A 12,573-nucleotide genomic window follows, 5' to 3' on the forward strand; every position below is an offset into this window, starting at 1 on the left:
CGGTCCGTGTTGATGAAGGCTACCGGCTCTCCGGCGCTTGGTCGACCGCCTTCTTCGCGCGTGCATCCTCCCAGCGGGCGCGGATGGTCGCGCTAGTTTCGCGGCTGCCGTCGTGGCTCCAGCCGGGTTCGCGCCAGAGATAGCCGAGCTTATGGCGCCAGGGCGCGTGCCAGATGTCGCGCATGATACCGGCCCATTCGTGAAATGCGGCCCAAAGCAGATTGAAGCTGCCGAGATTGTGGACGAGGCCGTAATGGATGCGTTCATCGTCCCGCTCGGCCTCGAACGTACCGAGCAGCCTGTCCCAGACAATGAAAACGCCGGCATAATTGCGGTCCAGATAGCGCGCATTGGTGCCATGGTGGACGCGGTGATGGCTCGGCGTGTTCATCACCGCCTCGAACCAGCGCGGCATCCGGCGCACCGCCTCGGTATGAATCCAGAACTGATAGACGAGGTTCAGGCCCGCGCAGAAGAAGACCATGGCAGGCGGGAAGACCAGGAACAGTGGCAGGCGGAAGATGAAGGCCAGCGCGAAGAAGCCGGTCCAGGTCTGCCTGAGCGCTGTCGAGAGATTATAGTGCTGGCTGGAATGGTGGACGACATGCGCCGCCCAGAACCAGCGCACGCGATGCGCGGAGCGGTGGAACAGATAATAGGCAAAATCGTCAGCCACGAAACAGAGCGGCCAGACCCACCAGGCGAAGCCGAATTGCGGCAGGCGCAGCGTATCGGCTCCGAAGGCGTGGGCCGCGTCCGCCATCGCATAAATCAGCCCGGCGGACAGCAGACCGGCGAGAGTGCTGCCGAAGCCCAGCATCAGCGATGTGGCGGTATCGCGCGTTTCATAGGCATCGCTGCCGCGCCGACGCATGATCACGATTTCGGCGATCATCAGCAGGATGAAGCCGGGAATGGCGAGGGTGACCGGATCGGGCAGATCGCTCATGGTTCCGCGCTGTCGCCCCCGCGCAGGCGTTGCTGCCATGTCTCGGCATCGTCGATGCAGACCTCGATCTTGCCGAAATGCCGCTCGGCGCTGTCGATGACCAACCGGTTCGGCTCGGGCCGTTCGCAGCGGATCGGGGGTTTTAGCGCGCGCGCCGCAAACCGCCCGCCGACGCGTTTCAGAAGGACGATGCGTCCGTCATCGCCCAGCACGAGCGCGGACTGCCGGTTCTGACATGTCGCAGCCTCTATGGCGGTGAAGCCGGACACCATCTCTTCCGAATAGTGCTCCGCCTCATCCGGCCCCAGCTTCTTCGCCTGAAACCGCACCCCGCGCACGATCAGCACCACCACCGCGATGGCGCCGATCGAACCGAGGATCATCGGAAGGTTCATGGGAAGCCGTTCAGTTCGCCTTGGCGAAAGCGTCCAGCAGCATGCGCACGGGCGCGACGTCATAACCCGCGGCGGCGGCGGCTTCTGCAATATCGTCCGGGTCCTTGCCGTCCTTCGCCTCGGCAAGCGCCCAAAGGAGGGTGGAACGCGTGCCGCTGCGGCAGAAGGCCAGCGTCTTGCCGCCTTCATTCTCGTCCAGCGCGGCGCGCATCGCATCGACCTGCGGCGTGCTGAAGCCAGCATGGGTAACGGGGATCGCGATGTAATGGAGCCCCGCCGCCTTGGCCGCCGCTTCGATCTCCGCGCCGTCCGGCTGGCCGATTTCCTCCCCCTCGGGGCGGTTGTTGATGATGAGCTTCACGCCTATCGCCTTGGCCTCTGCCACATCCTCCGGCACGATCTGCGGCGCGGCGTAGACGGTGGAATTGATCTGGCGAATGTTCATGGGGCCTCCGGCTGAATTTCGCGCACCCTAACGCCTGCCCCCAAGCGAAGTCGAGGGGCGGATTCAGTACTGCCGGATCACATCCAGAAAGGCATCGCCGAACGCGATCAGTTTCTTGGCGCCGACACCGCTGATCTTGCCCAGCTCGACCGCCGATTGCGGGCGCTGCGCGGCGAACTCCCGCAGCACCGAATCGTGGAAGACCACATAAGGGGGGATGCCCTGTTCGGCGGCGATGCGCTTACGCTCCGCCCGCAATGCCTCGAACAGCGGATCGCCGGTGGGGTTCGCCGCGGCGCCCTGCCCACGGCCGCCGCGCGTGCGTTCGGGCGGCTCGACCATGCGGACCTCTTCCTGCCCCTTCAGGATGCGCTTGGCTCCGGGGCCCAGGCGCAGGCCGCCATGCTCTGTCGGCAGCAGCGCCTCGAACGCCTGAAGATGACGGGCCAACGGTTTGATCAGCCGCGTCTCCTCACCCTCTACGATCCCGTGTACCGACAGGGCGTGATGCCCGCGTTCGAGCACCTTTTCGCTCTGCGATCCCACCAGCACCGCCTCGATATGGCCGACGCCGAAGCTCTGCCCGGTCCGGTAGACGGCGGAGAGCAGCTTTTGCGCCAGTTCCGTCACTTCCCGCGTGTCGGGCGGATCGATGCAGTTGTCACAGTTGCCGCATTGCGCAGGCGGGTCCTCGCCGAAATGGCGCAGCAGCACCGCGCGGCGGCAGCCGGGCGTTTCCACCAGGGCAGCGAGCGCGTTGAGCCGGGTCCGCTCTCCCTCGCGCCGTGCTTCCTCGACCTCGCCGAGGCGCTGGCGGGCGGTGGCGAAATCGTTCGCTCCCCAAAACATGTGCGCCGCCGCCGGATCGCCGTCGCGGCCTGCACGGCCGGTTTCCTGATAATAGGCCTCCACCGATTTGGGCAGGCCGGCATGGGCCACGAAGCGCACATCCGGCTTATCGATGCCCATGCCAAAAGCGATGGTGGCGCACATCACCATATCTTCGGACGCGACGAATTCTGCCTGCGCCGCGGCGCGTTCGGCAGGCGGCAGCCCGGCATGATAAGCGCGCGTGGGACGGCCCGTCGCTTCCAGTTTTTCGGCAAGCTTCTCGGTCGCCGCGCGGCTGGTGCAGTAGACAATGCCCGCGCCCGGCGTCTCGCGCACGAATTCGGTGATCTGCTTCGTGACGTTGGTCTTGGGGCTGATCGCGTAGCGGATATTGGGACGATCGAATCCCGCCAGGATCAGGCCGTCCTGCGGAATGCCGAGCTGGACCAGAATGTCCTCGCGCGTTGCCTTGTCTGCGGTGGCGGTGAGGGCGAGGCGGGGCACATGCTCGAACCGATCGAGCATCGGGCGCAGCAGGCGGTAATCGGGGCGGAAATCATGGCCCCATTCGGAAACGCAATGCGCCTCGTCGATCGCGAACAGCGACAGATCGGTGGCCGACAGCATGTCTTGGAACAACGGATTGGTGGCGCGTTCCGGCGCAACATAGAGCAGATCGAGATCGCCCGCTCGGAAACGCCGCATCGTTTCGGCCTGGTTTTCGTCGACCGAGGTGAGCGTTGCCGCCTTGATGCCGACCGCGTCCGCGCTGCGCATTTGATCGTGCATCAGCGCGATGAGCGGGGAGACGACGATGCAGGTGCCCCGGCGCGCCACGGCTGGCACTTGATAGCAAAGCGATTTGCCCGCGCCCGTCGGCATCACCGCGAGCGTATTGTCCCCGCGCATGATCCGTTCGACCACCTCCTCCTGCCGTCCGCGAAAGCCGGAAAAGCCGAAGATGGAATGGAGAATGTCTTTGGGATCGCGCGGCGCGGTTTCGGTCATCGCGCCTGCCTACCGGGGCGGGGCGGGTTGGGCCAGTGGCAGCTCAGGCCGCACGCGCATTTTTGCAAAAGGCATCCACATAAGCGCGGTGTTCGGGCATCTGGCCGACCCGGTAACGGATCGACTGATCGATACCGTCGATCTCGGCAGGCAGGCCCGGATCGTCCAGCGCGTCCGCCATCGGGCTGTAGCCCATCGGCATGATGCCTTGCCCCATCATAACCGCAATCCAGCTGGTCTGGGCGAACAGTTCATCCTCCTCGCGGAAGATCTGGCCGTTCAGGCGGAACAGCTCGATCTTCTCGGTCAGGCTGTCCGGCACGCTCATGGTGCGGCAATAATTCCAGAAGTCGCTGTCGTCGCGGCTGGTGGCGTAATAATGCAGAATGAGGAAATCGCGGATGCGCGCATATTCCTTGGCCGTCAGCCGGTTGAACGCCTGCTCCTGCATCGGCGAGATGTCGTCGAGCGAGAGCAGCGCAATCAGCTTCGATATGCCGGTGTTGATCAGGTGGATCGAGGTCGATTCCAGCGGCTCCATGAACCCGGCGGAGAGGCCCAGCGCCACCACATTCCGGTTCCAGAATTTCTTCCGCCGTCCGGTGGTGAAGCGCAGGAAATTGGGCTCGGCCAGCGCCTCGCCCTCGATATTGTCGGTCAGGATCGATAGCGCTTCGTCGTCCGACATATGGGCCGAACAATAGACATGGCCGTTGCCGTTGCGGTGCTGCAGCGGCACCTGCCATTGCCAGCCCGCTTTCCAGGCGGTCGCCTTGGTATAAGGCGGCAGCTTTCCACCGCCTGAGGAGGGGATCGCCACAGCCCGATCGCAGGGCAGCCAGTGAGTCCAGTCCTCATAACCCGTTTCCAACACCTGCTCGATCAGTAGGCCGCGAAAGCCCGAGCAATCGACGAACAGATCGCCTTCCAGCACGCTGCCGTCTTCCAGCGTGACCGAGCGGACATGGCCGTTCTCGCCGTTCAGCTGAACATCCGCCACCTTGCCCTCGCGCCGGATCACGCCGCGACTTTCCGCCAATTGTCGCAGGAAGCGCGCGTAAAGACCGGCGTCGAGATGATAGGCATAGTTGATCGGCGGCAGATCGCCGCGCTCGTCCCCGTCGGTCTTGGCGAAGCGACCGAACTGCGCGGCCATGGTCTCCGGGCTGAAATAAGCCAGCGGTCGCTGGTCCCCGGCGGCGCGCATGCGCATCCACACATTGTGGAAGGAAACGCCGTCGACTTCATAGCCATAATTGCCGAACGGGTGCAGATAGCTGTCGCCGATCTTGCCCCAGTTTACGAACTGAATGCCCAGTTTGAAGCTGCCCTTGGCGGCGGCCAGCATCTCGGCCTCGTCCACGCCGATCAGCTGGTTGAAATCGACGAAGGGGGGGATCGTCGCCTCGCCCACGCCCACCGTGCCGATCTGCTCCGATTCGACCAGCGTCACCGAAAGCCCGCGCGGCTTCACGAGCTTGGACAAGGCCGCAGCGGTCATCCAGCCCGCCGTGCCGCCGCCGACGATGACGATTGTCTGGACGCTCATGATCTCTCCCGTTTTTGCGCGCGCCGGACTTTCTGCCCTGCGACGTTCTGTTGCAAGCGAGTAACAGGTGGCGCCCAAATTGTGAACGTTCATTTCCGTGGTTGTGAACGATCACAATCGGCGTTAGTCCATCCTCCACGACAAGGCCCGGTTACGGGCTGGCTCCGATTCGGGGCGACATCAGAGGAGGGGATCGGTTCTATGGCCGCCAAGCATCATCATGTTCGTTTTGCACGTCGCGTCCTTCACTGGGGCGGTGCGTCCACGCTCGCGATTCTCGCGGCAACCGGCGTTCACGCGCAGGATACGACGCGTGAGGATCCGGTCGATCTGGATGCCGATGGTGAAATCGAGCGCCCGAGCGACGATCTTGCCGGCACCGTTACCGATGACAACACCATCGTCGTCAGCGGCTTTCGCGCCTCGCTCAGTAGCGCGCAGAGCCTGAAGCGCGATGCCGACACCTTCGTCGACGTCATCACCGCAGAGGATATCGGCGCGCTTCCCGACCGTTCGGTGGCCGAGGCGCTGCAGCGCGTGCCCGGCGTCAACATCAGCCGTTTTGAACAACGCGACGATCCCGATCGCTTCTCGGTCGAGGGGTCGGGCGTCATCATCCGCGGTCTGCCCTTCGTGCGGTCCGAACTGAACGGGCGCGACATCTTTTCCGCCAATGGCGGCCGCACGCTCAGTTTCAACGACGTTTCGCCCGAGCTGCTGGGCCGGGTCGAGGTGTTCAAGAACAACACCGCCGACATGATCGAGGGCGGTATTTCCGGCACGGTCAATCTGGTGACGCGCAAGCCGCTGGACACGCGCGGATCGCGCATCGCCGGCACGATCGAGGCCAATTACGGCGATTTCGCCAAGGAATGGTCGCCCGGTTTCTCGATCCTCGGCGCCCACAGCTTCGAGACCGAGATCGGCACCTTCGGGCTTCAGGTCGGCTATGCGCAGTCAAAGCTGAAGACGCGCACTGACGCTTCTCAGGTGACCGACCCCTGCTACCGCGCGCCGAGCCTCGATGCGCCCTGCATCCGTGTGCGGCCCGTGGGTTCGGGTGGGTTCAGCGGTGATCCGCTGTTCGGTCCGGACAACTTCCCGCCGGCCGGATCGGTCGTCGTCCCCAAGGGGGCGGGCGTGCGCACCACCGATCTGGAGCGTGACCGCAACGCCATCTCAGCCATCGGTCAATGGGAAAGCCCGGACAGCCGCGCGCTTTTGACAGTAGAATATCTGCGGGCGAAGACCGAAGCGACGATCGACGAATATTCGCTGCTCGCACTCGTCAACGACGACAATCTGTTCCCGGTCCCCGCCGCGGGCACCAGCTTTACCTTTGATCAGAACGGCATCTTCCAGTCCGGCACGCTGACGCAGGGCGGCGGCATCCCGACCGAAGCGCTCCGTTTCCAGCGGGAGGACGATGCGAAGACGGAAGACTTCTCGGTCGATCTGCAGCTGTACCCGACCGATCGTCTGCACTTCAATCTGGAGGTGCAACACATCAATTCGGATCGTCAGGAAAACGGCCTGATCGGTGCGATGCAGACGTCTTCGGACATTTTCCTCGACAATAGCGACAAGGTTCCAGTGGTGCAGTTCCTGCAGCCGGGCACGTCCGATTCGCCCGCATCCTACTTCAGCGATCCGAACCGGAGCTTCTACTGGTTCCTGATCGACAATCAGGTGCGCAACGAGGGCGACCTGTGGAGCATGCGTGCCGATGTCGATTACGACATCGCCGATGGCGGTGGCTCTTTCTTCAAGACCATCCGCTTCGGCGCGCGCTGGGCGGACCGCAACCGCGTGACGCGCAACACCAACTTCTCCAACTGGGGCAACCTGTCCGCGCCCTGGACGGGCGGCGGTGCCGTTTATGCGAACGACTATCCCGCATCAGAGTTGCGCAACCCCTTCGTCGATTTCCAGCGCGGCAAGGTGCCGACGCCCGCAGGCGACGGATCGGCCTATTTCTTCGGTGGCGATAATCTGGTCGACGAATATCTCAGCGGCCTGACCGAAGAGCAGGCGCGCGATATCAACGCAACCTCGCAGACGCCCAATCCGTGGATTCCGATCTACGCCCGCGATGGGCTGGTCCCGGGAACGCCCTATCGTCCGGGTGAAATTTCAAACGTCGATGAGAGCACCTTTGCTGCTTACACTCGCCTCGACTTCGGCTCGGACGATCTGTTCGGCAATGGCTGGAACCTGCAGGGCAATGTCGGCGTGCGCTACGTCCGTACCAGCGTCAACTCTGGCGGCTCGATTGGCTTTCCATCGTCTCAGGGTTTCCAGAAAACCCCGACCGGAGAGATCGATTTTGCGGCAACCTGCTCGGGTCTGTCGGGAACACCGGGCGGTATTCCCGGCTTCTGTCTGCTATCCCCCGCGCGTCAGGCACAATTCGCGGCGGTCTTTGACAATCCAAATCTAAACGACTCGGCTGCGGGCACCTTCGATTACTGGCTGCCGAGCTTCAATGCGAAGTTGGATGTCGGCGGAGGGCTGCTGTTCCGGGTTGGCGTCTCTAAAGGCATCTTCCGCCCTGATCTCGCACTTTACCGCACAGGCGGTGTGATCGGTGACAACACCAACACGCTCCGCCAGGAAGGCACGCTGGAAACCGGTCCGCTGTTCTCGCTGGGCACCGGCAACCGTCTCCTTACCGCGACGGAAAGCTGGAATTACGATCTTTCGGTCGAATATTATTTCAGCGCCGTCGGCTCGCTCACCGTATCCGCCTTCCTAAAGGACCTGTCCGGCATCGTGAATGGCGGTGCCACCATCCGTAGCTTTACGACCCCGGACGGTGTTCCGTTCGATGTTCGCATCGACGGGCCGGACAACACCAGCGGCGGCATCCTGAAGGGCGTCGAGGTGGCCTATCAGCACACCTTCGATTTCCTGCCGGGCTTGCTCAGCGGTCTCGGTACGCAGCTGACCTATACCTATGTCGATGCGGGCGATTTCACGAACCCCGATCTCGACGGCAATCGCAGCCTGTTCGCATCCTTCGTGCCGCTGGCCGGGGTGTCGAACCACACCGTGAACGCCACGGTATTTTACGAAAAGGGCCCGCTTTCGGCGCGCGCAGCCTATAACTGGCGCTCCGAATATCTGCAGACGCCGCGCGATGTGATCTTCCCGTTCTCGCCGATCTACGGCGAAGCGACGGGGCAGCTCGATGCGTCGATCTTCTATTCGCTGACCGACGACATCAAGATCGGTGTGCAGGGCGTGAACCTGCTCGATGAAATCACGCGCACCTCGCAGGTGATCGATTTCGACGGCACCCGCGTCACGCGCTCGGCCTTCCGCAATGATCGCCGTTACACGCTGATCGCCCGCTTCGATTTCTGAGGCCCGTCGCTTCGCCGCTCCGCGCGCCGGTCTGGCATCGCGGGGCGGCGCGCGATAGGCGTGACGCTCGCTCGCACGGTTGGGGAAGATATCGACATGGCCCGCAGACGACAGGCGGTGACGATCAAGCATGTCGCGGCGGAAGCCGGGGTGTCGCTCCAGACCGTCAGCCGCGTCATCAATCATGAGCCCAATGTCCGCCCGGCCATGAAGGAGAAGGTGCAGGGCGCGATCGACAAGCTGGGTTATGTGCCGTCCATCGCCGCGCAGCGGATGAGCGGATCGCGCAGCTATCTTATCCTGGCGCTGAACGACCGCGAACGCACCATTGCCGAATGGAGCGCGCGCCAGGGTTCGGACTGGGTCGGGCAGATGCTGCTCGGCGGCATGCTGAAATGCGCGGAACATGGCTATCGGCTGATCGTCGAACTGATCGACACGCGCACGCATCATGTGGAGCGGGAGCTGGCGGGGGCGTTCGCTGCGCTGCAGCCGGACGGTGTGCTGTTGACGCCGCCGCATTCGGAAGACCCGGTCATCATCGCGTTTCTCGAAAAACAGGGCGTGCCCTTCGCGCGGATCGGATCGCGCGCGCCGGGCCCCGGCATTCCGATCACGATGGACGATGAAGGCTCCGCCCGCCGCGCCACGCAAATGCTCGTCGATCTCGGCCATCGCCGGATCGGCTTCATCGCCGGCGCGCAAGAATACAGTCTCAGCCAGCGCCGCGCAGACGGTTGGAAGGATGTGATGAGGGAGAGCGGCCTTCCGGTTGACGGCCTGCTCGCACAGGGCGATTTCAGCCATGCAAGCGGACTGGTGGGCGCACGCGCGCTCCTGAGCCGTGACGAACGCCCCACCGCCATCATCGCCAGCAGCGATCAGATGGCCTTGGCGACGCTCGATGTCGCCAAGGAGATGGGGCTGGAGGTGCCGCGCGCGCTTTCGGTCATCAGCTTCGATAACAGCCCGGCCATTCGTTACGCCAATCCCAGCATCACCGCCGTGGACCAGCCGATCGCCGATACGGTGTCGCGCGCGGTCGAACTGATCATCGCCATGAAGCGCACCGGTGAAGGGCCGGAGGAAGCGATCCGCGTCTCGGGCGATCTGATCGCGCGCGAATCGACCGCGCCGCCGCCGCCGAACTGATCCCCTGGAGCGCTTGCCGCTTCGATCGAACAAGGCCCGCGCCAAGCGGGCGCAAGAGGAGTGGAGAGTAATGAACTTGCGATGGACTGCGCCCCTGCTGCTGACGGCAGCCACGGCTTGCACCATGCCCGCGGCCATGCCCGGCGCCGGAGCGGGCATTGCCCTGCCGGCAGACGCCACCGCCCATCCGGAACGTTGGCCCGAAGCGCACAGCCCGGCTGCGATCACCGATCCGGCCACCGAGAGCGCGATCGATGCGCTGATCGCGCGGATGAGCCTGGAGCAGAAGGTCGGCCAACTGGTGCAGGCGGATATCAGCACTATCGAACCGGAAGATCTCGCCACCTATCCGCTCGGCTCGATCCTGGCGGGCGGCAATAGCGGGCCCTATGGCAATGAGCGAGCGAGCGCGGCGGAATGGGACAAGCTGGTGCGGGCCTTCCGCGATGTCTCGGAACGGCCTGCGGCCAATGGCGTCGCCATTCCGATCATCTTCGGCGTCGATGCCGTTCATGGCCATAACAACATCCCCGGCGCCACGGTTTTTCCGCACAATATCGGCCTTGGCGCGGCGCATGATCCGGCGATGATCCGCCGCATCGGCGCGGCTACCGCCGCCGAAATTGCGGGCAGCGGTATCGAATGGACCTTCGCGCCCACGCTGGCCGTTCCGCAAGACCCGCGCTGGGGCCGCACTTATGAAGGCTATTCCTCCGATCCCGCCCTCGTCGCCGCCTATGCGGGGGCGATGGTGGAAGGGTTGCAGGGTAATCTCGTCAGCGGCCGCCCGATCGGCTCGAAACATGTCGCGGCTACCGCCAAGCACTTCCTGGCCGATGGCGGCACCCAGGGCGGCAAGGATCAGGGCGATGCGGTGATCCCGGAAAGCGAGCTGATTTCCGTCCACTCGCAAGGTTACCCCGCCGCGATCGACGCCGGAGCGCTGACCGTCATGGCCAGCTTCTCCAGCTGGAACGGGGTGAAGAATCACGGCAATCCCAGCCTCCTAACCAGCGTCCTGAAAGACCGCATGGGCTTCGAAGGCTTTGTGGTGGGGGATTGGAACGGCCATGCGCAGGTGGAAGGCTGCACCAACACCGATTGTCCGCGCGCAATCGAAGCCGGGCTCGACATGTTCATGGCGCCCGATAGCTGGAAGGATCTGTACGCCAACACGGTGAAGCGCGCGGTGAGCGGCGACATCCCGATGGCCCGCATCGACGATGCCGTGCGCCGTATCCTGCGCGTGAAATACAAGCTCGGTCTGATGGACCAGAATCCTCCGGTCCGCCGCGATTACGCCGCGGTTGGCGCGCCGGAGCATCTGGCGCTGGCGCGTGAGGCGGTGGCCAAATCGCTGGTGCTCCTCAAAAATGAAGGTTCGGTCCTCCCGATCAAGCCCGGCGCGAAGGTGCTGGTCACCGGGCCCGGCGCGGACGATATGGCTATGCAATCGGGCGGCTGGACGGTCAGCTGGCAGGGCACTGACGTCACGCGCGCGGATTTCCCCAACGGCCAGACCATCTGGGAAGGCATCAAGCAGGCGGTAGAAGAGGCCGGCGGTACTGCGATCCTTTCGCCGGACGGCTCCTATGACGGCCCGGCGGACGTCGCGATCGCCGTCTATGGCGAAACGCCCTATGCCGAGTTTCAGGGCGACGTGCCGACATTGGATTATCAGCCCGCGGGCGCACGCGACCTTGCACTGCTGAAGCGGCTGAAAGCGAAGGGAATGAAAACCGTGTCGCTGTTCCTTTCCGGCCGCCCGATGTTCGCGAACCCGGAGATCAACGCCTCGGACGCCTTCGTCGCCGCCTGGCTTCCAGGCACGCAAGGCGCCGGGATTGCCGACGTGATCGTGGCTAGGCGCGATGGCGCGACCCCACAGAATTTCACCGGGCGTCTGCCCTTTGCCTGGCCCGCCTCCGCCGCCTCGCCGATCACAGACCCGCTGTTCGCGCGCGGCTATGGGATGGATTACAGCACGGGTGGCAGCGTCGGAACGCTATCCGAAGATTCGGGCATCGACATGGCGCAGGCGCTCAACATCGGCCGCTTCTTCGCCGCCGGCCGCGTGCAGGCGCCCTGGTCGATCTCCATCGGCGATGCGGGGGGTAAGCGTTTCGTGGAAGGCAACGCCGCGCGTAGTCCGGAAGGCCGGGTCACCGCCAGCGCGGTCGATGTCCGCGCACAGGAGGACGGCCGCCGCTTCGTCTGGACCGGGCCCGGCCAGGTTGCGATCGAAGGGCCGCCGGCCGACTTGTCCGCGCGTTTCGACGCTGGGCAGGCGCTTGAAATCACCGGTGTGCTGCAGGCCGCCGGCACAGGCGACACGCAGCTGTTCCTGGGCGACCGGGCGGTGCCCCTTGGGCCCCTGCTAACCGATGCACGAACGGGTGAGGTAACCAGCTGGCAAATTCCGCTGCGCTGCTTTGCGGGCTCTGCGGACGATCTGCGCGCCGTCGGCAATGCCATGCGTATCGAGGGCAAGGCGGCGCTCGATCTGACACTGCTCGACGTGCGCCTTGTTGACGTGGGCGCGGCATCTTGCCCGTCCGCCGCGAACTGAACTGGGAGAATCGATCATGCCCAAACGCGCTCTTGCTATCGTCGTCCTTTCCGGACTGCTCGCGTCCTGTCAGCCCGCTGCGCTCTCCGACATCGCGCCGCAGACAGCCGCCGACGCCGCCGCGCCGCGGGCGGTTCTGTTCGAAGACGATTTCGATGCGCCCACGCTGGACCGCAGCAAATGGATCGTGGTCGGCCCGGATTTCTGGGTGAACAACGAACAGCAGGCCTATGTCGATTCGCCGGAGACGATCCGCTTTCTCCCGGCCGGATCGGTCGAAGGCGCGGAAGACGGCGTGCTGCTGCTCCA

The 12,573-nt window shown here is 64.3% G+C and carries 9 protein-coding genes (1 of these 9 only partly in view); 4 read left to right on the top strand and 5 right to left on the bottom strand.

Features of this window, described 5'->3' with window-relative positions:
- Nucleotides 1-19: 19 nt before the first annotated feature.
- The 5 genes from H7X45_RS12095 to H7X45_RS12115 form a co-directional block, all read right to left on the bottom strand.
- On the bottom strand, nucleotides 20-949 hold the full coding sequence (locus H7X45_RS12095; RefSeq protein WP_187335104.1) for a sterol desaturase family protein: 930 nt from the start codon (nucleotides 947-949) through the stop codon (nucleotides 20-22).
- Nucleotides 946-1,344 (bottom strand): hypothetical protein, encoded by a 399-nt coding sequence (locus H7X45_RS12100; protein ID WP_187335105.1) that lies wholly within the window; start codon nucleotides 1,342-1,344, stop codon nucleotides 946-948. Before H7X45_RS12100 ends, H7X45_RS12095 begins: the two co-directional genes overlap by 4 nt.
- Nucleotides 1,345-1,354: 10 nt before the next feature.
- The gene (locus H7X45_RS12105) at nucleotides 1,355-1,789 is read right to left on the bottom strand and encodes a protein tyrosine phosphatase family protein (protein WP_187335106.1); all 435 of its coding nucleotides are present in this window, start codon (nucleotides 1,787-1,789) and stop codon (nucleotides 1,355-1,357) included.
- Nucleotides 1,790-1,852: 63 nt separating this feature from the next.
- Nucleotides 1,853-3,628 (bottom strand): DNA helicase RecQ, encoded by a 1,776-nt coding sequence (gene recQ, locus H7X45_RS12110; protein WP_187335107.1) that lies wholly within the window; start codon nucleotides 3,626-3,628, stop codon nucleotides 1,853-1,855.
- Between the two features lie 43 nt (nucleotides 3,629-3,671).
- Nucleotides 3,672-5,177 (bottom strand): tryptophan halogenase family protein, encoded by a 1,506-nt coding sequence (locus H7X45_RS12115; protein ID WP_187335108.1) that lies wholly within the window; start codon nucleotides 5,175-5,177, stop codon nucleotides 3,672-3,674.
- A gap of 201 nt (nucleotides 5,178-5,378) precedes the next feature.
- Between H7X45_RS12115 and H7X45_RS12120 the strand changes: the two genes are divergently transcribed.
- The 4 genes from H7X45_RS12120 to H7X45_RS12135 form a co-directional block, all read left to right on the top strand.
- Entirely contained in the window at nucleotides 5,379-8,543 is a 3,165-nt protein-coding gene (locus H7X45_RS12120; protein ID WP_187335109.1) for a TonB-dependent receptor, read from the top strand.
- A gap of 96 nt (nucleotides 8,544-8,639) precedes the next feature.
- Nucleotides 8,640-9,695: a LacI family DNA-binding transcriptional regulator gene (locus tag H7X45_RS12125; RefSeq protein ID WP_187335110.1), complete on the top strand. Its 1,056-nt coding sequence runs from the start codon at nucleotides 8,640-8,642 to the stop codon at nucleotides 9,693-9,695.
- 70 nt (nucleotides 9,696-9,765) lie between these two features.
- Nucleotides 9,766-12,264 (top strand): glycoside hydrolase family 3 protein, encoded by a 2,499-nt coding sequence (locus H7X45_RS12130; RefSeq protein ID WP_187335111.1) that lies wholly within the window; start codon nucleotides 9,766-9,768, stop codon nucleotides 12,262-12,264.
- 16 nt (nucleotides 12,265-12,280) lie between these two features.
- On the top strand, nucleotides 12,281-12,573 hold the 5' end (the start) of the coding sequence (locus H7X45_RS12135) for a glycoside hydrolase family 16 protein (RefSeq protein WP_187335112.1). Its footprint extends 598 nt past the window's final position; 293 of the gene's 891 nt are visible here — the first part of the coding sequence; its start codon is at nucleotides 12,281-12,283; its stop codon lies beyond the right edge, outside the window.

The sequence above is a fragment of the Novosphingopyxis iocasae genome (assembly GCF_014334095.1).
Classification (GTDB): domain Bacteria; phylum Pseudomonadota; class Alphaproteobacteria; order Sphingomonadales; family Sphingomonadaceae; genus Novosphingopyxis; species Novosphingopyxis iocasae.

Bases quoted from the DNA above. Each gene is read 5' to 3' on its own strand.
- H7X45_RS12095 (WP_187335104.1), bottom strand. From the start codon at position 949: ATGAGCGATCTGCCCGATCCGGTCACCCTCGCCATTCCCGGCTTCATC.
- H7X45_RS12100 (WP_187335105.1), bottom strand. From the start codon at position 1,344: ATGAACCTTCCGATGATCCTCGGTTCGATCGGCGCCATCGCGGTGGTG.
- H7X45_RS12105 (WP_187335106.1), bottom strand. From the start codon at position 1,789: ATGAACATTCGCCAGATCAATTCCACCGTCTACGCCGCGCCGCAGATC.
- recQ (WP_187335107.1), bottom strand. From the start codon at position 3,628: ATGACCGAAACCGCGCCGCGCGATCCCAAAGACATTCTCCATTCCATC.
- H7X45_RS12115 (WP_187335108.1), bottom strand. From the start codon at position 5,177: ATGAGCGTCCAGACAATCGTCATCGTCGGCGGCGGCACGGCGGGCTGG.
- H7X45_RS12120 (WP_187335109.1), top strand. From the start codon at position 5,379: ATGGCCGCCAAGCATCATCATGTTCGTTTTGCACGTCGCGTCCTTCAC.
- H7X45_RS12125 (WP_187335110.1), top strand. From the start codon at position 8,640: ATGGCCCGCAGACGACAGGCGGTGACGATCAAGCATGTCGCGGCGGAA.
- H7X45_RS12130 (WP_187335111.1), top strand. From the start codon at position 9,766: ATGAACTTGCGATGGACTGCGCCCCTGCTGCTGACGGCAGCCACGGCT.